The sequence below is a fragment of the Marivirga arenosa genome (genome assembly GCF_030503875.2).
Classification (GTDB): Bacteria; Bacteroidota; Bacteroidia; order Cytophagales; family Cyclobacteriaceae; genus Marivirga; species Marivirga arenosa.
Map to the genome: position 1 here is coordinate 1,573,582 of NZ_CP129968.2, position 21,178 is coordinate 1,594,759.

The following is a 21,178-nucleotide window of genomic DNA, read 5'->3' on the forward strand; positions in this document are numbered from 1 at the left end:
TTTATAAATAGTGGAAGACTTTCCAATCCCCACGAAAATAACCTGTACCAGGTAGCAGTTAAGAGTGATTGAAAATTAAAGGGACAAATGGCACTCTTGTGCCAGTGTTACAATTGGTTATTATATGTTATTATACCATTTATTTATCTCATGTTTTAATATGTCTAAATCATTTTTCTTTGACTTCAACACAGTTTCAATAGAATCATTTCTATTATGTATTTTTAAATATCCTTTTGATTCAGGTAAATTCGAATCTAAAACAATTTCAACCCTCAAATCTTTAGTATCCAATTCTTGATAGCCGTCTTTAAAAAATTTATAATCAGCTATATATCTCACTTTATCCGCATTAAGTGTTAGGACTTCTTTGCCATAAGTGTTCCACAAAATTACTCGAAGGATATAAAAACCAATACCCCAAAAAATTAAAAAGGCAATTACGATTCCAAATTGAAAACCAATTTTATAGTCAATAGCAACGTAGAATGCAATAAATGGAATCAGAAATGACATCACCAAAAGCAAAGTCAAGATAAATCTTACTATTTTCGGAGACTTCTTAGAAATTATTACTATTCTAGAACCGTAAATTTTAATTTGATTATCTATCATGGGGTGTGAATTCACTTCAACACCACTGTATAAATTCGTGGCTTTTAAAAGTATAAAAATTTGCGTTAAATACCGAGGCAATCTGCAGGATTAGCTTATTAAATTACCTTTTACTAATAAGTCAATTCTACGGATTGAAGGGCTTTCTACCAAGAGTAGAAGGAGCAATAAGCTACTGCCAACCATGATTTATGACAGAATGTTACCAGCTTTATTTATTAGGTCTACATTCCTAAGATAGATGATATAGTGATACGATTATTTTATTATCCTTTGTCCATTGAACCCATCCAGTCTTAATTTCCGATGTATCAGAAGGATAGGTGTACTCCCCCGATGTCCATATTACTTTCATCCAGTCTCCTTTCACTTCCTTTGGAACTATAATCGATTCTTTAAGGGGTGTTTCTGAAATGGGAGTTCCATTAATTTTGTCGTAAATCTTGATTTTATCTGGGTCAAAATCTACTGAAAAGACATTGATTACATACTGTTCCCAGTTAATTATCTGATCTTATTTGATTTCTTTAGTTTTTTAGTTAAGCCAGTTTCCTCGTTTACTACGACTATATAATGGGTTGGCGTTTCTCGCTGGCATTTTATTTTGAAGACAAAGTAGTCTGGTTTGAATGCTAATATTTGTAGATCTGGAAGGTCGTCCCAAGGTCCGTAACAATTGAAAGTATCCCAAGTTGAGCCGTCTTCATTAAGAAATTCAATCCTATGGTCGGTATTATTATACTCCTCACTTAATGTTACTACTCCGATGCTGTTAGACATGTCCTGACCAAAAGATAGAGCTGGCACTAAAAATAATAAGATGATGAGGTTTCGCATATTAAGTAATTGTTGGTAACAATCGTATAAAGTAAGTAAGGTTACTTTATCCTCAAAACAGAAAACCGGCTTTTATTAATTGAGTTAGGTTTTGGCTGATGCGGATTTGAATATAAAAGTTTATTGAGAGAAAGGTGAGTTAAAATGGAGATTTATCCAATAAGGAATAAAAATTAAAAAAGCGCTGGATCCCCACCCAGCGCTTATATTTCAACCAAAACCTTACAAAGTCATTGACTTGTGTAGGAATTACAAATATCAACTAATAGCGCTTCACAGCCAATCATTTTTTGATGAAAGGCTGATGTGTGGGAAATAAGGTGCTTGTTTTATAGTTATATGGATAATAGTGGTGTGTTCAATAGGTTTACACGATGGCGGTGAATAAAACTGACCTAATTCAGGCTTGAAAAAATTAAATTCAAGGCATAAAAAAAGCCAGTAGAATTTTCTACTGGCTTGTCGGGGTGGCAGGATTCGAACCTACGACCTCCTCGTCCCAAACGAGGCGCGATACCGGGCTACGCTACACCCCGAGATTATCATTAATCTCTTATTCTATTTAAAGAACTTCTGCGGAGAGAGGGGGATTACTCATACACACTGGCATGCCGCACATTCCCTCGTGAAGCTTCGCTTTCGAACCTTTTGGGTTCTCATCCCTACTTATCAAAATAGAGAAGTAATTTCAGCTTTCTCACTACAATCTTTAAAAGAACTTCTGCGGAGAGAGGGGGATTCGAACCCCCGGTACGCTTTAACACGTACGCATGTTTAGCAAACATGTGGTTTCAGCCACTCACCCACCTCTCCGGGTTATTGTTACCTCAAATCCCCTCCTCGTTTCCGAAAAGTGATGCAAATATAAAAGAAGTTTTCCGTCCCTTCCAAATCTGAATCAAAATAAATCTCACTTTTTTTTAATCTGTTTTTCATCTTGCTGGCTGCCAGTAATTTAAATTACATGAATTTTTAAAGCATTTTATATTGCTCTCTTTCTTTATTTAAAATTGTATAACATGCTTAAATTTATTTCGTTTTTCAATTCTTAGTTGCTAATCAACGTTGCCCTTTTAGTTAGCTTTTATATTTTTGTAAAAATTAAAAAATCTATGACTTGGATTTCGTCCCTCGGATTTGAGGAGATTATTTTTATCATCATTTTTCTGATTCTATATTTTGCCTATACCTTTAGAGTATTTACGGTTGCTAAAAGGGTAGGACAGGCTTATTCTAATATCCTACCAAAGTTTTTATTGAGGTCGTTAATGTTTGCTTTATTAATTATCTCTTTATTAGGCCCTTCATTTGGCGATGATAAAAAAGAAATCAAAGCAGTGGGGAAGGATATTATGATTGCTGTTGACCTTTCTGCTTCTATGGATGCCTATGATGTGGCACCTACCAGACTTGAGAAAATTAAATATGAGCTAAAAAATATTGTAGATGCTTTTAGTTCAGACAGAATAGGCTTGTTAATCTTTTCTTCTGAATCATTTGTTCAATGTCCTTTAACTTATGATCAAAATGCATTGAACTTATTTATCGAGACTTTAAATACTCGCCTAGTACCAGGGAGCAGTACAGACTTTGGGGGTGCATTAAATATGGCGCATGATAAATTAACTTCAGAAGAAGCGCCCTCCAGTAAACAAAAATCGAAGATTATCATTCTTATTAGTGATGGGGAAGATTTTGGAGACGATACCGAAAGTGAAGTAAATAAAATCAATGAATCTGGAATCCGTTTGTTTACTTTAGGCGTTGGAACAGAAGAGGGGAGTAAAATTAGAACTTCTAGAGGATTCAGAAAGGATAAAAACGGAAAAGATATCATCACTAAATTAGATTCTCGTTCTATGAGAAATCTTGCTGATGAAACTGATGGTGAGTATTTTGAAATTAATCAGGAAGATAATGAGGTGGGGAGATTGATTGCTACCATCAACAATATTGAAGGGGAACTGAAAGATGCCAAAACGGTAGATGTATCGGCTAATAAGTACTTCTACTTCTTATTGGCTGCTATTATTTTGTTAATGATAGATTTAGTAACCACACTTAAAATCATAAAAATATGAAAAGTGTATTCTTTACAATATCATTTTTTTTGCTTTCCATAAGTGTTTTAGCTATTGATCCTGTAGGGAAAATAGCAAAGGCAAATGCAGCGAAAGAGAGGGCTGCCGAAGCTTTAAAAAACGGTGATTACGAAAAGGTAATTGAACATTATACCTATTTGTTAGATTCATTGAATTACGAAAGTCCTCAAGCGGAATTGAATAGAGCCCACGCTTATTTCCAATTAAAGGATACTGTAAATTCATATGATGCTTATAGAAGAGTAGCTGATTCTGATAATAAAGAACTGAAGTCGAAGGCTTTATTGCAATTGGGGAATCTTTCTGAAATGCAAAAGGAATATGAAAATGCGCTTTCTTTTTATAAGGAGGCATTACGTGCTGATCCTGGCAATCAAAAAGCGAGATATAATTATGAGTTGCTAAAAAAGAAAATGCAGCAACAAGAACAACAAAATCAGGATCAGCAAGATCAAAATAAGGATCAAAACGATCAGCAGCAAGATCAAGAAAATAAGGATCAAGAAAATAAAGATCAGCAAAGCAAGGAAGATCAAAATTCGGAGAATCAGAAAAACGAAGAGAATCAAGAGAATAAATCTGAAGATCAGAATAGCGAAGAAGAACAGCAAAAAGAGAATGCTGAACAGCAGCAAGAGGGTGAGCAAAGTGAAGATGAAAAATCAGAACAGGAAAAAGAGCAGCAACAGCAGCAAGAGCAACAAAAAGAAGGAGAACAGAAAGAAAATGCTGACGATCAGAAGATGGATCCAGCTACTAAACAGAAGCTAAAAGAGATGAATATTTCAGAAGAAAAAGCGCAAATGATTTTGGAGGCTTTAAGAAATAAAGAATCTCAATATTTTCAGCAGTTGAGAAAAAAAGCAACAAAAAAACAAGATTCCGGAAAGCCGGATTGGTAATGGGCAATTCGGTTTTATCACAAGCATATTTTAATTAATTTTACATTCGAACGACTAAAATAAAATAATAATGCAAGAAGTATATATTGTGTCTGCTGTTAGGACACCAATCGGAAGTTTTGGAGGAAGTTTATCTAGCCTAACCGCTGTACAATTAGGTTCTGCGGCTATTAAAGGAGCTTTATCAAAAGCAAAGGTTGATGCTAAAGAAGTGAATGAAGTATTCATGGGTAATGTAGTGTCGGCTAATTTAGGTCAGGCTCCGGCAAGACAAGCTGCTATCGGTGCAGGTATTGGTCATAATGTTCCATGTACTACTGTAAATAAAGTTTGCTCTTCAGGAATGAAGGCCGTAATGTTTGGTGCGCAAAGCATCATGTTAGGTCATGCAGACACGATTGTTGCAGGCGGTATGGAAAGCATGTCTAATATCCCATATTATATTCCTAAAGCTCGTTATGGTTATAAATATGGTAATGGCGAGTTAGTTGATGGTTTATTGAAGGATGGACTTTGGGAAGTATATAATCAATTCCCTATGGGGAACTGTGCTGATAACACAGCTAAAGAAATGAAGATCAGCCGTGAAATGCAGGATGATTATGCGATCAGCTCTTATAAAAGAGTAGCAAAAGCAACGGAAGATGGAAGCTTCAAAGAAGAGATTGTTCCTGTAGAAGTTCCTCAGAGAAAAGGTGATCCCTTGGTTATTACTGAAGATGAGGAATACAAAAATGTAAAATTTGAGAAAATACCTTCTTTAAGACCTGTCTTTGCTAAAGATGGTACTGTAACTGCAGCTAATGCTTCTACTATTAATGATGGTGCATCTGCATTAGTATTAATGAGTAAAGAAAAAGCGGAAGAATTAGGAGTAAAACCAATCGCAAAAATTAGAGGATTTGGTGATGCAGCTCAAGATCCAATGTGGTTTACTACTGCTCCATCATTAGCTATTCCAATTGCCATGAAAAGAGCAGGCGTTACGAAAGAAGAAGTTGATTTTTATGAAATCAATGAGGCCTTCTCTGCTGTAGCAATCGCTAATAATATGGAATTAGGGTTAGATCCTGAAAAAGTGAATGTATTTGGTGGTGCTGTAGCTTTAGGACACCCATTAGGTGCTTCCGGTGCAAGAATCATGACTACCTTACACTCTGTAATGAGCCAGAAAAACGGTAAAATTGGTGTAGCAGGTATTTGTAATGGTGGTGGAGGAGCTTCTGCTATCGTTATCGAAAAAATGTAAAATTAAGACTTCGGTCTTTTATAATAATCTAACAGCTTGTAAGTTATATTTACAAGCTGTTTTTCATTCAATCCATTGAAATTTTCATGAGGGTATTACTACTTAATATTGCTTTCTTATTTATCGGCTTACAGATTCTAAGCGCTCAGGAACTGCAGAAGATTACTAATTTTTATGATAGCGCTGAAAGTATGCCTAAGGAGGTGTATTTCATTGCTAATAATGATAGCAGCCAAATCGAGGGTGATTATAAAAAATATTATGAAAGTGGTGAGCTTTTAGCAAAGGGTTCATTTCATAATGGTAAGGAAGAAGGCATCTTCAAAATGTTCTATCCTACAGGCGAGTTGATGAGAACTACTGAGTTTAAGGAGGGGAATAGGTATGGAAAAACCATAGTTTATAATGAAGAAGGAAAAGTATTACAGGAAGCACAATTCGAAGAAGATACTCTAAATGGTAAATTGAAGATTTATTATGCAACTGGGAATCTAAAAAGTGAAAGTGATTTTGTAAATGGGAAACCTGAAGGGGAGGTATTAGAATATTTTCCTGATGGGACATTATCTCAACGCATTAAATATAGTAATGGTGAACCGAATGGTTTAACTGAAAGATTTTATCCTAATGGGAATAAGAAAACTCAAGAAGAATATATAAATGGAAAGCTAAGTGGACCGTTTAAAACTTTCTATCCAAACGGCCAGCTTGAAACAGTTTTTGAGAATAAAGGTGGCGTGAGGTCAGGTGAATTTAAAAACTATGATAAAGAAGGTAATCTACTGCTAATAGGCCAATACAAAAATGGAGTATTAGAAGGTGAAAATATTTCCTATTATCCTAGTGGAGAAATTAAAGCCAAAAGAAATTATAAAAACGGGAATTTAAGTGGTGAATTTTTAGAATATGATTCAGAAGGAAACTTACTCACTAAATCGGTTTACTCTGATGAGGCAAAGCAAAAGTACGTAGAGCAATTTTGGGATAATGGAGAATTAAAGTCAGAACAATATTTTAAGGTTGATGAGCCTTTTGGTGAATGGAAGTATTACAATAAAGAAGGGGAATTAATTAAGGTAGAAAATTATAGTAGTGGCAGACTACATGGGGCGTATGCAGAATATTATGATGAGGGAGGATTGAAGTATGAGGTGAATTATCAAGTCGGTAAAAAATCAGGTTTAGAGATTTCTTATTTTGAGAATGGAGAGCAAAAAGAAACCACTATTTATAAATTTGGTAAAGCGCATGGAGAATACCTCAAATATTATGATAATGGAAATGTAGCTTTAAGCGGAAAGTATGCCGGAAATAAAAAAATAGAAGATTGGAAATACTTCAATAAAGAGGGTGAATTAATAAAGACTGAAGTTTATTTTAACGATCAGTTAAAAGAAACTAAGTTTCCTGAAGAAGAAAACTAGTTTCTTTAATTAGTTAATTATAAGGCAGTTTTACCAACTCCAATTGCCATTAATACCCAGGCTGCAATTAAAAATAGTCCTCCTATGGGTGTAATCGCACCAAGCTTTGTAATTCCAGTTGCGCATAATAAGTATAAACTTCCTGAGAAAATGACCATCCCTATTAAAAAAGAATAAGATGCATAATTCAAGAATTTATGTTGAAACTGAAGCATAAGCATACCCAAAAGTATTAGAGCTAGGCTATGATACATTTGATATTTTACAGCCGTTTCGTAGGTATCTAATCTGCCTGAAGCTGTTAAACTATCTTTCAATGCATGAGCTCCAAATGCTCCCAAAATAACAGATATTGCTCCTGATATACTTCCAATGATGATGATTATTTTACTTGTCATGTTTTTCTTTAAGATTTTAGTATTAAGGTATAATTTTTAAGTATCAAATAGCTGAAAAAACTTCGAGCTTCCAGCTTCTGACTTTTAACAAATTATTTTTACATTATTCACTTAAAATTTCTCCAGTCTGACCTGTGGTCCTGAGCTAAATATTACCATCCAACATCCTCTTTCAACTATTTATTTCCATAGAGCGGACCAAATCATTTTACTGCTGATAACTTGCCAACCTGAAAACCTGATAACTTGCTAACTTGAAAACCTGCCAACCTATCCCCGTTCTCCAAAAATTTTACTTCCAATTCTAACCATAGTGCTTCCTTCTTCAATTGCAATTTGATAATCACCACTCATACCCATAGAAAGTTCATGTAGGTTTAGTTTATCATCATTATACTGCTTGGAGATTTTATCAAATGTCTTTTTCAGACTTTTAAATTCTCTTCTAATTTTATCTTCATCATCAGTGAAAGTAGCCATACCCATAAGGCCTTTTACTTCTATATGTTCCATTTCCTTAAATGCATCTGAGGATAGTAATTCATCCAACTCCTTTTCATCTAAACCGAATTTACTTTCCTCTTCCGCAATATGCATTTGTAATAATACGGGTATAACGCGATCAATCTTCTTGCCTTGTTTATTTATTTCTTTTAATAGACGAACGCTATCTACAGAATGAATTAAATGCACAAAAGGTGCTATGTACTTCACCTTATTTCTTTGTAAATGGCCAATCATGTGCCATTCAATATCTTTTGGCAAGTCTTCTGCCTTGTCACAAAGTTCCTGTACTTTATTTTCACCTAAGGCTCTTTGACCCGCTTCATAAGCTTCCATTAAATCTTCTTTTGGTTTTGTTTTACTAACCGCAATCAGTTTACAATCGCCAAGTGATGATTTGATTTCTTGTAAGTTTTCCGCTATACTCATATATTGATTTTTTAAGATAAACTTTATCTTATCATATGATAAAGTTATTTTTATGTATATCTAATGTTATATATTTGCTTAAAGAACTACTTTTTAATAATTAATTTCAAAGTTAAAAGTTTAAGCGTTAGCATTAATGATTAATTAACTTTTTGATATCAACCTAATAATAAATGACACTGCTAGGCAACCTCATTAAACAAGGGATACGAATTCGAGAGAGTTTGGATCAGGATTATACTCCTCCATTTGAATTGCAAAAAACTGAATTCAGAAAATTGATAATTGCTGCTAGAAATACACAATTTGGCAAAGCATATGACTTCTCAAATATTTTAAAATCATTAAAAAAACATGAGCATAAATCTTTTTACGAAGATTTTAAAAGTCATGTCCCAGTTCATGATTATAATAAGATGTTTGAGAATTGGTGGCATAAATGTTTGGATGGAGAAAAGGACGTGACCTGGCCAGGAACCATTAAATATTTTGCTTTAAGTTCAGGTACTTCAGGTGCAAGTTCAAAACATATCCCAGTATCATCTGAAATGGTAAGAGCTATTCAGAAGACGAGTGTTCGCCAAATTTTGTCTTTGTCCAGATATGAAGGTTTGCCTTCTTCAGTATTTGAAGGCGGAACGCTAATGGTAGGAGGAAGCACTGATTTACAGGATAATGGAAATTATGCGGAAGGTGATTTAAGTGGAATTACAACTTCAAATTTACCCTTTTGGTTTCAACGATTTTATAAGCCAGGCAAAAAGATATCCAAGAAAAAAGATTGGGAAGAAAAGCTGGATCAAATGACTTTGAAGGCTAAAGATTGGGACATAACTATCATAGCAGGTGTGCCCGCTTGGATTACTATTTTGATTGAAAAGATAATCAAACATTATAATCTGAAAAACATACATGAGATCTGGCCTAATTTTGAGATTTATGTGCACGGAGGTGTAGCATTTGAACCATATAAAACTGGTTTTAAGAAGTTGCTAGGTAGAGAAATCAATTATATAGAAACTTATTTAGCCTCAGAGGGATTTATAGCTTTTCAAGCCAATCAAGGTGTGGATAGCATGAAATTGGTTTTGAATAATGGTATATTCTATGAATTTGTTCCTTTTGTAGAAGAGAATTTTGATGATGATGGTAATATTGTAGATCATCCAGAAACTTTAATGATTGATGAGGTAGAGGAAAATATTGAATATGCTTTGTTAATTTCTACTTGTTCTGGTGCGTGGCGTTATTTAATAGGAGATACTATTAAATTTGTTTCAAAGCCAGATTCGGAAATTATAATTACAGGTAGAACTAAGCATTTCTTAAGTCTCTGCGGTGAGCATTTATCGGTAGATAATATGAATCATGCTCTTCTTGATGTTGCTAAAGAAATGAATTTTGATTTGAAGGAGTTTACGGTTTTAGGTGTAAAACATGGTTCCCTTTTTGGACACGATTGGTATATTGGAACCGATACACCAGATATTAATGAGGGTGAATTGAAGGAAAAGCTAGATGCAAAGCTTAAGGAAGTAAATGATGATTATAAAGTTGAGCGAATTGCTGCATTAAAAGATATCAACGTAAAAGTTTTACCCAATAAAGTATTTATTGAATTTATGGAATTAAAAGGAAAAGTGGGTGGACAAAATAAATTTCCAAGAGTGTTGAAAGGGGAAAAACAATCAGATTGGAATAATTATTTAAGTGAGATTGGAGTAAATTAATATGTTAGCAGTAATTTCTAAGGGAATCTTATTTGGATTATTACTGGCCGTAATGTTAGGGCCAGTTTTTTTTGCGCTTATTCAAAATAGCATTATTAAGGGATTTAAGGCAGGTATTTATATGGCTATCGGTATAGCGGTGGCGGATACTTCTTACATTTTTTTAATGTATTTTGGAGTTAAGCTTTTTCAAAATAATGATGTTGTGTCCTTTTGGATGGGAGTATTAGGAGGATTAATCATTCTTATTTCAGGTATATTGAGTGTGAGAAAGAAAACTATTCATTTGGAAAGTCAGGAAGTGAATACTCAAAAGACAAATTTCTTTAAGCAATTTGCGAAAGGGTTTATATTAAATGGGATCAATCCATTTGTTTTGTTATACTGGTTAGGTGTAATGACTTTAGTGACTAAAAGCTATGGTTACACTCAAACTGAAGTTATTGTATTCTTCTCTGGAATTATAGGAACTCTTATCATCACAGATTTTTCAAAAGTTGCTCTTTCTCATAGGCTCCGAACCTGGGTAACGCCTAAGCGATTAAATGTTTTAAACAAAATAGTAGGGGTAGCACTTATATTGTTTTCATTTAGGCTCTTTTATCATGCCGTAGAACATTATAATTTTTAGATATGCGTAAGTTCTTGTTTTCTCTCTCGATTGTATTCTTTTTAGTAAGTTTTGATGCCTTTTCTCAAAATCTTGATATTAGTTCGGCCTATCAAAATGATGTGAAAATCAGAAAGACAGGAATGGCAATCTTAGGAAGTTGGGCTCTTGTAAATATAGCTTCTGGAGCAATAGGAAGAAGTAGTGGGGTTGGGCAAAATGCGTATTTCCATGAGATGAACTTAATGTGGAATTTAGTGAATTTAGGAATAGCGGGTGCGGGATATTATTTTACTGCTACTGGTGATATGCCATCAAATGCTTCTGATTTACTTTCTGATCAAGTTACGTTTCAAAAGACTTTACTTTTTAATGCGGGTTTAGATTTAGCCTATATAGCAGGGGGCTTTTATTTGTTAGAAAGAGCTAAAAATACCACGAGCCGGCCTGAGCGATTAAGAGGGTATGGGAAATCAATAGTTTTACAAGGTAGCTTTCTATTCGCCTTTGATTTGATCTTGCATACCATTCATACCAATAAAAGCAGCCAAATTTCAGACTTTTTATCTCATGTTTATTTCCAAAACAACCAAATTGGAATAGTAATGGGATTGTAAAAAGCTCCCATTTTAATGAGAGCTTTATTTATTGTTTACCATTTAGGTGTTTCTTTATTTAAGAATGCAGCAATTCCTTTTTTACAATCTTCTGAAGCTCTAGCTTTAGCATTTTGTTCAGCAGCATATTGTAATCCTTCTTCAAGTCCTTTTTCTTGCACCTCTGCAATCATTTGTTTGGTGTAGGCCATAGATTGACCTGAATTGTTTTGAATGAGTTCTTGTGCAAAATCATAAACAGTTTCTGAAAGTTTATCGGCTTCCACAACCTCATTTACTAAGCCCATATTTTTAGCATCATTTGCTTCATATAGTCTTCCAGATAATAGTAATTCTTTAGATTTACCTTCTCCGATTTTTCTTAATAAAAATACTTTTACAATCGCTGGAATGAAACCTATTTTAACTTCTGTATAACCAAATTTCGCATGAGGTACAGTGTAGGAGAAATCACAAACGGTTGCTAAACCACATCCTCCTGCTAATGCATGACCTTGAATTTCAGCAATTACAACTTTTGGATAAGTGTATATTTGATAGAAAAGCTCTTTTAAATGGTTGGAGTCCTCCAAATTTTCCTCATAAGTGTTGTTTTGCAGTCCTTGAATGTAGGCTAAATCTGCACCGGCACAAAAAGCTTTACCTTCTGCTCGTAATACAATTACTTTTGCATCATCATTTTCTTTTAGTTCCGAAAAGGCTTGTTTCAACTCTCCAACAAATTCGTAACTGAGTGCATTCCTTTTGTCTGGTCGGTTTAATGTGATAAAACCTATTCTTTCTTTAATTTCAATTTTCGTAAATTCCATAGTTTATAATTTCCATTCAAAAGCACCTTTTTCTGGCACGATATAATAGTTTATCTTTTCTTCCTCAAATTTAGTTTTAAAGTTTTGAATCTTATAATAGTTATTAGAAGCATCCACCACAATCTTCCTTGCATCAAATAGTTCTAACAACTGATCAACTGATTTAGGCGCATTATTACTCACAATTAATAAGTCAACTTCAATAGGTTTTGATAATCTTATTGTTTTGTCTACAGGTTCATACCAATGAGAAACAACTTTGTTATTCCAAACAGTGAACTTTACACCTTTAAAATCCTTAAAGATTTTGCTTTGATTATCATTATTGAATTTTTCAGGATTGAAATCAACTAATCCTGCTTTTAATTGGCTAGGGTAAATATGAAATCTCAGTTTGTTTTTATTTTGTATTAGATCCTCTTCAATTTTTAAATATTGTTTATATCCATTTTTAACAGATAGCGCATGTTCCTTCGAAGTGTCATAAACCGTAATTTTTTGCTCAGTAAAATTATAATATTGTCTTGAAGTTATGCTGCCAACCAAAAGTATAAGTGGAATTACTATCGTTTGAAAATAAGCCAATTTCTTTTCTGCTATGAAAAGTGCTAGTAATAATATAATACCGTAAATCAGCCAGCTTTCAAAAGTCGACAAATAGACTCCTTCTATGGTATTATGGGGTAGGTAATCTAAGCTGAAAACAAGGTAATTTATGAGTTGAATAAAGTGATCTAAAAAGAAGCCAATCCATTTAGCAGCAATTTCCCAAAATGAAAAAACCAATAGTATTATAGTTCCATTTAGAATGATAAAAGAAGCTGGTATTACCACTAAATTTGACAAAAAAAAGTAGGTAGGGAATTGATGAAAATACAATAACCCAAGAGGTGCGGTCACTAATTGAGCAGCAATGGATACACAAGTAATAGCCCAAATTTTATCCCATATCGCTTTTTTAAACTGCATGAGTTTATAAATCTTTGGTTGAAAGAAAACAATTCCTAAAACGGCTAAATAGCTTAATTGAAATCCTACAGAAAAAATTAAAAATGGATTTATGCATAATAATGCAAAAGCAGAAGCGACTAATGTATTGTAGATATTAGTTTGCCTTTTCATGGCTTGCGCTAAAATGATAAAAGTGAACATCATAGCAGCCCTTTGAACGGAGGGCGAGAGCCCAGTTATAAAGGCATAGCCCCATAAGATTAGAATGTTAATAGCAGCAAACAAAAACCTCTTGCCTTTTCGGTTACGCCATTTCTTTAAGGCGAATGAAATGATCAAATATATTATACCAACATGCAATCCACTAACGGCCAAAACGTGCATTGCTCCCGCTGTTGCATAAGCAGTTTTCAGCTCTTGATCAAGATCATCTTTAATGCCTAAACTTAGTGCTTTAGCAATTGCAAGTGCTTGAGGATTAGTGATGTATCCTGTCATCTTTTCTTCAAGAATAGAAGCGGTTTTGATGGAATAGGAGGTTATTATATTAGCTGAATTAGCAGTTTTTCTTATCCAATGCGAACTTGGGATGTATTGTTGATGAAAGACCTGCTGAAAGCTTAAAAATCTTTTATAATTAAATTCTGATGGATTTTTTGGTCCTTCTAATTCAGATAAAGGGGACTTTACAATAAGGATGTCGCCATATTCTAAAGTTTTTGAACTACTGTCCTTTTGAAAATACAGTATAGCTTTGCCTGATATATCAATCCATCTATTCGCTATTTTTACTTTAGTTAGCTTGCTTTTATATCCAAAAGTCTTGTCAGTTTCTTTAGCAGCGCTAATAAGCGTAACTTTGAAGGCTTTTATTTCTTTTGTATCAATCTTTGAAAGATGGTTTCTTTCGTGCTTCTCTGCTTGTTGATAGGAGTTTATAAAACCAAAAGTAAAACAAAGTGTAAATGCAATAATTGCATTTACAATAGATTGTGAGTGATTAAAATTAAGGCCTCTTTTAAGAAATAGAAAATAATATAAAAGTGAAAGGATAAGGAATATCACAGTGGTTACTGTAATAAGATAGGGGAGAAATGCACCTGCTATGATACCTAAGGTCATGAAAATTACAAATCTCACAAAAGCATAACGATTCCAGGCTTGGTTCATATACTAAAGTAATTAATACTTTTTTATTTTGGAAATAAGAAGATACATGAGTTTAAATGGAAGATGAATCATTAATTGTATTCTACTGATAATACTTCAATAGACTTATTCCATGAAAATATTAGCTAATTCCTGACTTTTTCATGTTTCAACATTAGTTTTAATTGCATACCTTAATATTTATAGGTTAGCATTACATTATAAATCCAATTTTTTATACATTAGGATGTTGTTTTAAGCTTCAAACCTTATGAATTTCATAAAATTTATTTTCTCTTTTCTTATTTCATTAGTTTTAATAGTAGTCCTTAACAATAAGTGGGGGCAGGTACCACCCATGGGAAAGTTTCTGGATCCTTATAATGGGTTCTGGGCTAATTCGGAAAATACGAATATTCCATTTGACGAATCTCCATCAATTGAAAGTTTAAAGGAGGATGTCAGCATTTATTATGATTCTATTTTGGTGCCTCATATTTATGCTAAAAATGATCATGATCTTTATACAGCACAAGGTTTTGTAACAGCTCAAAATCGGCTTTGGCAAATGGAATTTCAAACGCATGCAGCAGGAGGAAGGATTTCAGAAATAATTGGAAAAGATGCATTGGATTTTGATCGCTACCAAAGAAGAAATGGTTTGCTTTACGGAGCGAATAAAGCAGTTAAAATGATGGAGGAAGATCCTATTATTGGCCCTTTATTAGATGCTTACACAAAGGGTGTTAATGAATATATTGCTTCCCTTAGCTATAAAGATTTACCTGTTGAATATAAACTGTTAGACTATAAGCCTGAAAAATGGACGAAGCTAAAATCAGGTTTATTATTAAAATATATGGCGAATGATTTGGCTGGTGGCGATAGCGATGCTGAAAATACTTACTTATTGAAAATGTTAGGAAAGGAGCGATTTGATTTCCTATTTCCTGATCGATACAAAGATTTTGATCCCGTAATACCAAAAAGCAAAGTTTGGGATTTTGAACCTAAATCTGTTGAAAGACCAGATTCAGTAAATTTCCCTTTAGTATTTCCTGATGATAAAGCTCCTCAGCCAGATCCTCAAAATGGTAGTAACAATTGGACAGTGAGTGGATCTAAAACTTCTACAGGAAAACCAATGTTGGCTAATGACCCTCATTTGGCTTTAAATTTACCTTCTATTTGGTATGTTATGCATTTGAATTCACCAACAGTAAATGTTTTTGGATCAACTCTTCCAGGTGCATTAGGTGTAATTATTGGGTTTACAGATAGTGTTTCGTGGGGCGTTACCAATGCCACAAGAGATGTAAGAGATTGGTATCATATTACCTTTAAGGATAGTGAAAAGAAAGAGTATTTTTATAATGGAAAATGGCTAAAAACTCAAAAGATAATTCAGGAATTTAAAATTAGAGGAGCTGAAAACTACATTGACACAATCTATTATACTCATCATGGTCCTATTGTGTACGATGAAACCTTCAGACCTGGAAATAGTAAAACAAACTTTGCACTTAGATGGACCGCACACGATCCTTCAAATGAACAGCTAACTTTTCATAAGTTAAACAGAGCTAAAAATTATGATGATTATGTTGAGGCCTTAACTCATTATGATTGTCCTGCACAAAATTTTGCTTACGCTGATGTTCATGGTGATATCGCACTTTGGATTAATGGTAAATTTCCTTTAAGATGGGAGGAGCAAGGGAAATTCATTATGGATGGATCAAGAGCAGATATGGATTGGGCAGGTTTTATCCCTCGATCGCATAATGCATTTATGAAAAACCCAGAGCAAGGGTTTTTAAGCTCAGCTAATCAAATCCCAGTAGATAGTACATACCCTTATTATCACTATGATAGAGGCTTTGAGCATTACAGAAATAGAAGGTTAAATTCTAAATTGGAGACGTTACAAAACATCACAGTTGAAGACATGAAGCGTCTGCAAAATGATAATTTTTCTTTATTAGCAGCCGAGATATTACCCACTATGTTGGATAGCCTAAATAGAGGGAGTCTTAGCGAGCCCCAAAAGACTGCTTTTGATGCCTTATCAAATTGGAATTTCATGGCTGATGAAGATGCAGTGGCTCCTGCTTATTTTGAAATTTGGTGGGATGAGTTATACAGAAATCTATGGGATGAATTTTATGGTTTGGAAGCCACGGTAAGAAGACCAGAATTACCAGTAACGGTAGAGCTCTTAAAAGAACATGCTGATGATCCATTTATTGATAATAAAAATACTGATGTCAAAGAAGATGTAAATGCCTTATATCTTCAAAGCTTTCAATTTGCAGTAGATTCAGTTGAAAACTGGAAAGCTTCATCAGAAGCTAATTTAACCTGGAGTAATTTTAAAAATACGACTGTACAGCATTTAGCTAGATTGGCACCTTTTAGTACTGATAGTATACAAATAGGGGGTAATCGACATATTTTAAATGCTACCTCAGGTAGACACGGTCCTTCTTGGAGAATGGTGGTTTCTTTAGAAGAGCCAATAAAAGCTTTTGGAGTATATCCTGGAGGCCAATCAGGAAACCCTGGTAGCTTTTTTTATGACAATCTGATTGAAAAATGGAGCAATGGTGAATACTATGAATTAGATAATAACACTATTGCTTCAGATTTACATAACATTATTTTTACCCAAACTTTAACTCCTCAAGAGAAATGAAATTTATCATTAGAACGATAATTATTATTGTAGCATCACATTTTTCTTTAATGTATTTCCCATGGTGGTCAATGGCAGTTTGTGCATTTTTTGCCGGTGCCATTGTAGCAGGGAAAAATCTAAGCACATTTTTTAGTGGCTTTATAGGTTTAGGACTATTGTGGTTAGTACAATCTTTTTTAATTCATACTGAATCGAGTGGCATACTTTCAAATAAAATCGCAGAGATTTTTACTTTGAATGATGGTATTTATATGGTTTTGATTACAGGTCTTGTAGCTGCTTTGGTGGGTGGTTTTAGTACTCTAAGTGGTTTTAGGTTCAGGAGAATTTTTATGAGAAAAAAGGACAGAGGGTTGTATAGATAAAAAAAGCAGTTCATTTGAACTGCTTTCATTTTGTAATTCGAAAATGAATATTACTGCATTAAATTCACACCTGAAGCTACAAATTTATAATCTAATTTAGCTTCCGTTATTTGGGCTATTTCCTCTTCTGATTTGCCAGCATCTTCAGCGAAGTGTTTTAACGTAGCTACGTCTGTTTCTTCTCTTTTTGCTACACCATGCATTCTAACAGTTTTTCCTGCTAAATCCTTAGGCATGAAAAAACCATAGTCTTTGAAAGTAATTCGCATGGATTCACCATTTGGTAATTTGGCAGTCATCCAACATCCTTTAGCTTGACAAACTTCAGTAACCGTAATTTCAACAGTTGCATTTAATGAATCACTTTCATTCATATGGTTCACTAAATTATTCAAAGAGGTTAAGTCTTCTGTGTTGAAGGCTTCTCCTAAAAAGCTTTCTTCATTTGAATTTTGGATAACTTCTTCCGAGTTAACAATTTCTTCAGAAGTTGTACTGACTTCTGTTTCATTTTTCTTTTGTTCAGTACAACTGTACAGGCCGTAAATAACTACAATAATAGCTAAAAGTGATTTTTTCATAAGTTTTTAATTTTAAAATACGAAGGTACTTTTTATTGCGTTAATAAAAAAGATTAAAAAGCATGCAACTTTTTTGTCTTTGGCATAATCATTGTAATGAATATTATCAAAAGAGAGCAAAATGGAAAAGAGTAAAAAGATCGGAAGAAATTTACTATTAACATTAGGAGTTATTGTAGGTATTTTGATTTTCCTTCTAGGTTCAAAATTCAATTCAAATTTTGGACATGCTCAAAAAGAATTTGATAAAAAGGAACATGTAATTGATTCCAACCCGATAGTAAAAAAGTTTTTTAGTTAGTTTTAGTGATTAGTTGGTTAATGTGAAAAGGTGCTTTTTAGCACCTTTTTTTATTTGATTTTGAAAAGATTGACTTAATTTATTCCTTCCCAATCCAAAAGCTGTAATTTTGCAGCTTAAATAATTTTGTGATTCTTCAATCAGATTAAAATATAAATCAAATTATGTCAGAATATCAGTTCAGAGAAACCGAGAAAAAATGGCAAACCTACTGGGAAGAGAATAAAGTATTTAAGGCAGCAGATGATTTTTCTAAGCCTAAATATTATACTTTGGATATGTTTCCTTACCCATCAGGAGCAGGTTTACATGTTGGCCATCCTTTAGGTTATATTGCTTCAGATATTGTAGCCAGATACAAAAAGCAGCAAGGTTTCAATGTATTACATCCAATGGGCTTCGATTCTTTCGGACTTCCTGCTGAACAATATGCTATTCAAACGGGTCAACATCCTGCTGTTACCACTGAGCAAAACATTAAACGATATATTGAGCAATTAAAAAATATAGGTTTTGCATACGATTGGGATAGAGAAGTAAGAACTAGTGACCCGTCTTTCTATAAATGGACTCAGTGGATATTTATGCAGCTTTTCAATAGCTGGTATGATTTAGTGGATGATAAGGCTAGACATATATTGGTACTTGAAGAGCACTTTGAAAAAACAGGGAACCAGTTAGTAAAAGCTGCTTGTGACGAAGATGTGGAAAGTTTCTCTGCTGAAGATTGGTTTAATTTTTCAGATGAAAAGAAACAAGAGATATTACTAAAATACCGAATAGCTTATCTTTCAGAAGCAGTGGTGAACTGGTGTCCGGCTTTAGGTACAGTGCTTTCAAATGATGAGGTTAAAGATGGATTTAGTGAAAGAGGTGGACATCCAGTAGAGCGTAAAAAGATGATGCAGTGGAGCATGAGAATTTCTGCTTTTGCTGACCGATTATTGCGAGGACTTGAGGATTTAGATTGGCCGGAACCCGTTAAAGAAATGCAAAGAAACTGGATTGGTAAATCAGTTGGGGCTCAATTAGCATTTCGGTTAGAAGATAGTGATGAAAAGATTGAAGTTTTCACCACAAGAATAGATACTATCTACGGTGTCACCTTCATGGTTTTGGCACCAGAACATGATCTAGTTGAAAAGATAACAACTGATGAACAGAGAAAAGAAGTTGAAGAATACGTAAATGTGGCTAAAAACAGATCAGAGCGTGAGAGAATGACGGAGGTGAAAAGAGTTTCCGGAGCTTTTACGGGGGCCTATGCTATTCATCCTTTCACTAATGAAAAAATACCAGTTTGGATCGGAGATTATGTATTAGCTGGTTACGGTACTGGAGCAGTGATGGCTGTACCATCTGATGATGATAGAGACAAAGCATTTGCAGAGCATTTTGAGCTTCCAATTGTTGAGGTAGTTGATGAACATGATAAAATAATCAATTCAGATTTCTTAACGGGCTTAAGCATTAAAGATGCGCAAATGAAAGCTATCGATTATATGCGCGATAAAGGTATTGGGTATGCTAAAATAAATTACCGTATGCGTGATGCTATTTTTAGTCGTCAGCGCTATTGGGGGGAGCCCGTTCCAGTATATTTCAAAAATGGAATTCCATATTTATTAGAAGAAGATCAATTGCCTTTAGAATTACCTGAGGTGGATAAATATTTACCAACTGAAGATGGTGAGCCACCATTGGCAAGAGCCAATAACTGGAAAACTGAGGATGGTTTTGAATTAGAAAAGAGTACTATGCCAGGTTGGGCTGGTTCAAGCTGGTACATGTTCCGCTATATGGATGCTAACAACAAAGATCACTTTGTGGATGAAAATAAGCAAAAATACTGGCAGAATGTAGACTTATATATTGGGGGTTCTGAGCATGCTACGGGTCATTTATTATACTCGCGTTTCTGGACTAAATTTCTTTATGATTTAGGTTTCCTAAGTGTTGATGAACCTTTCCAAAAAATGATTAATCAGGGAATGATCCAGGGGAGATCTAATTTTATATATAGAGTTGAAGGCGAGAATAAATTTGTTTCTCATGGCTTAAAAGACCTATATAAAACTCAAGCACTTCATGTTGATGTGAATATTGTAGACAATGATGTATTAGATATTGAAGCATTTAAGAAGTGGAGACCTGAAAATGAAAATGCTGAATTCATATTAGAAGATGGTAAATACATCTGTGGTGCTGAGGTTGAGAAAATGTCCAAATCCAAATACAATGTAGTGAATCCGGATGATGTGATTGAGAAGTATGGAGCGGATACTCTTCGTTTGTATGAAATGTTCTTAGGACCATTAGAGCAATTCAAGCCTTGGAATACAAATGGTATTGATGGAACTCATAAATTCTTAAAGAAATTCTGGAGATTATTCCATGATGCAGAGGGTAATTTCAAAGTGAATGATTCTGAACCTAGCAAACAGGAATTAAAAGCATTACACCAAGCTATTCAGAAAGCGGAATATGATATTGAGAATTTCTCTTTTAATACATCAGTTTCTACTTTCATGATATGTGTCAATACGCTTACTGATTTAAAATCAAATAATAGGGCAGTTTTAAGTGATTTGGTTAGAATTATTGCACCATATGCACCACATATTTGTGAAGAATTATGGCATTTATTAGGGAATGAAGGTAGTGTTTCTGAAGCGGGCTGGCCACAATTTAATCCTGATTTTGTAAAAGAAGATGAGCATACTTATCCAGTTTCAGTTAATGGGAAGCATAGAGACAATATGACTTTCGCTTTAGAAACTCCAAAAGAAGAAATTGAAAAGGCAGTGCTTGAGAATCCTAAGGTTCAAAAATGGATTGATGGGAAGCCTATCAAGAAAATGATTATCGTTCCTAAAAAGATTGTTAACGTAGTAGTTTAAAATAAAT

At 34.0% G+C, this 21,178-nt stretch carries 18 protein-coding genes and 2 tRNA genes; 11 read left to right on the forward strand and 9 right to left on the reverse strand.

Features of this window, described 5'->3' with window-relative positions; translation table 11 throughout:
- Positions 1-120 precede the first annotated feature (120 nt).
- The 4 genes from QYS47_RS06820 to QYS47_RS06835 all read right to left on the reverse strand — a co-directional run bounded on the left by QYS47_RS06820 (position 121) and on the right by QYS47_RS06835 (position 2,265).
- A complete protein-coding gene (locus tag QYS47_RS06820; protein WP_322348149.1) occupies positions 121-615 on the reverse strand; it encodes a hypothetical protein in 495 nt (164 codons plus the stop codon).
- 504 nt (positions 616-1,119) lie between these two features.
- Positions 1,120-1,452: a hypothetical protein gene (locus QYS47_RS06825; protein WP_322348150.1), complete on the reverse strand. Its 333-nt coding sequence runs from the start codon at positions 1,450-1,452 to the stop codon at positions 1,120-1,122.
- A gap of 462 nt (positions 1,453-1,914) precedes the next feature.
- Positions 1,915-1,988: transfer RNA gene (locus QYS47_RS06830), tRNA-Pro, on the reverse strand.
- Between the two features lie 188 nt (positions 1,989-2,176).
- Positions 2,177-2,265 (reverse strand) — tRNA-Ser (locus tag QYS47_RS06835).
- A 299-nt stretch (positions 2,266-2,564) separates the two neighbouring features.
- Between QYS47_RS06835 and QYS47_RS06840 the strand changes: the two genes are divergently transcribed.
- The 4 genes from QYS47_RS06840 (at position 2,565) to QYS47_RS06855 (ending at position 7,129) form a co-directional block, all read left to right on the forward strand.
- Entirely contained in the window at positions 2,565-3,533 is a 969-nt protein-coding gene (locus QYS47_RS06840) for a vWA domain-containing protein (RefSeq protein ID WP_322348151.1), read from the forward strand.
- Positions 3,530-4,456 carry a tetratricopeptide repeat protein gene (locus QYS47_RS06845; RefSeq protein WP_322348152.1) on the forward strand — a complete coding sequence of 309 codons (927 nt, stop codon included), beginning with the start codon at positions 3,530-3,532 and terminating at the stop codon, positions 4,454-4,456. The genes QYS47_RS06840 and QYS47_RS06845 overlap by 4 nt, the downstream gene beginning before the upstream one ends.
- Positions 4,457-4,526: 70 nt before the next feature.
- Positions 4,527-5,705, forward strand: a complete 1,179-nt coding sequence (locus QYS47_RS06850) for an acetyl-CoA C-acyltransferase (RefSeq protein ID WP_302127017.1) — start codon at positions 4,527-4,529, stop codon at positions 5,703-5,705.
- 86 nt (positions 5,706-5,791) lie between these two features.
- The gene (locus tag QYS47_RS06855) at positions 5,792-7,129 is read left to right on the forward strand and encodes a toxin-antitoxin system YwqK family antitoxin (protein ID WP_322348153.1); all 1,338 of its coding nucleotides are present in this window, start codon (positions 5,792-5,794) and stop codon (positions 7,127-7,129) included.
- 17 nt (positions 7,130-7,146) lie between these two features.
- Here QYS47_RS06855 and QYS47_RS06860 read toward each other — a convergent pair whose 3' ends face one another.
- Positions 7,147-7,527, reverse strand: coding sequence for a DUF423 domain-containing protein (locus tag QYS47_RS06860; RefSeq protein WP_322348154.1), 381 nt, complete (start codon positions 7,525-7,527; stop codon positions 7,147-7,149).
- Between the two features lie 270 nt (positions 7,528-7,797).
- Entirely contained in the window at positions 7,798-8,460 is a 663-nt protein-coding gene (locus QYS47_RS06865) for a YggS family pyridoxal phosphate-dependent enzyme (protein ID WP_322348155.1), read from the reverse strand.
- A gap of 173 nt (positions 8,461-8,633) precedes the next feature.
- Between QYS47_RS06865 and QYS47_RS06870 the strand changes: the two genes are divergently transcribed.
- From QYS47_RS06870 to QYS47_RS06880, 3 genes are read left to right on the forward strand one after another with little or no spacing between them, the layout of a single operon-like run.
- A complete protein-coding gene (locus QYS47_RS06870) occupies positions 8,634-10,190 on the forward strand; it encodes a GH3 family domain-containing protein (protein ID WP_322348156.1) in 1,557 nt (518 codons plus the stop codon).
- A gap of 1 nt (position 10,191) precedes the next feature.
- A complete protein-coding gene (locus QYS47_RS06875) occupies positions 10,192-10,821 on the forward strand; it encodes a LysE family translocator (RefSeq protein WP_322348157.1) in 630 nt (209 codons plus the stop codon).
- A gap of 2 nt (positions 10,822-10,823) precedes the next feature.
- Positions 10,824-11,417: a DUF6992 family protein gene (locus QYS47_RS06880; RefSeq protein WP_302127014.1), complete on the forward strand. Its 594-nt coding sequence runs from the start codon at positions 10,824-10,826 to the stop codon at positions 11,415-11,417.
- A 35-nt stretch (positions 11,418-11,452) separates the two neighbouring features.
- On the opposite strand, the gene QYS47_RS06885 is transcribed toward QYS47_RS06880, so the two are convergent.
- Positions 11,453-12,226: an enoyl-CoA hydratase/isomerase family protein gene (locus tag QYS47_RS06885; protein WP_322348158.1), complete on the reverse strand. Its 774-nt coding sequence runs from the start codon at positions 12,224-12,226 to the stop codon at positions 11,453-11,455.
- Between the two features lie 3 nt (positions 12,227-12,229).
- A complete protein-coding gene (locus QYS47_RS06890) occupies positions 12,230-14,347 on the reverse strand; it encodes a ComEC/Rec2 family competence protein (protein WP_322348159.1) in 2,118 nt (705 codons plus the stop codon).
- Positions 14,348-14,597: 250 nt separating this feature from the next.
- On the opposite strand from QYS47_RS06890, the gene QYS47_RS06895 reads away from it, so the two are divergent.
- Together QYS47_RS06895 and QYS47_RS06900 are read left to right on the forward strand one after the other, a co-directional pair.
- On the forward strand, positions 14,598-17,021 hold the full coding sequence (locus QYS47_RS06895; RefSeq protein ID WP_322348160.1) for a penicillin acylase family protein: 2,424 nt from the start codon (positions 14,598-14,600) through the stop codon (positions 17,019-17,021).
- Complete coding sequence (locus QYS47_RS06900; RefSeq protein WP_302127010.1) at positions 17,018-17,389, forward strand: hypothetical protein; 372 nt, start codon at positions 17,018-17,020, stop codon at positions 17,387-17,389. The genes QYS47_RS06895 and QYS47_RS06900 overlap by 4 nt, the downstream gene beginning before the upstream one ends.
- A gap of 50 nt (positions 17,390-17,439) precedes the next feature.
- Here QYS47_RS06900 and QYS47_RS06905 read toward each other — a convergent pair whose 3' ends face one another.
- The gene (locus tag QYS47_RS06905; RefSeq protein WP_302127009.1) at positions 17,440-17,970 is read right to left on the reverse strand and encodes a DUF4920 domain-containing protein; all 531 of its coding nucleotides are present in this window, start codon (positions 17,968-17,970) and stop codon (positions 17,440-17,442) included.
- Positions 17,971-18,091: 121 nt separating this feature from the next.
- Here QYS47_RS06905 and QYS47_RS06910 point away from each other — a divergent pair, with 121 nt between their 5' ends.
- Together QYS47_RS06910 and leuS are read left to right on the forward strand one after the other, a co-directional pair.
- A complete protein-coding gene (locus QYS47_RS06910; protein WP_302099641.1) occupies positions 18,092-18,271 on the forward strand; it encodes a hypothetical protein in 180 nt (59 codons plus the stop codon).
- Between the two features lie 164 nt (positions 18,272-18,435).
- Positions 18,436-21,171, forward strand: coding sequence for a leucine--tRNA ligase (gene leuS / locus QYS47_RS06915; RefSeq protein WP_322348161.1), 2,736 nt, complete (start codon positions 18,436-18,438; stop codon positions 21,169-21,171).
- Positions 21,172-21,178: the final 7 nt, after the last annotated feature.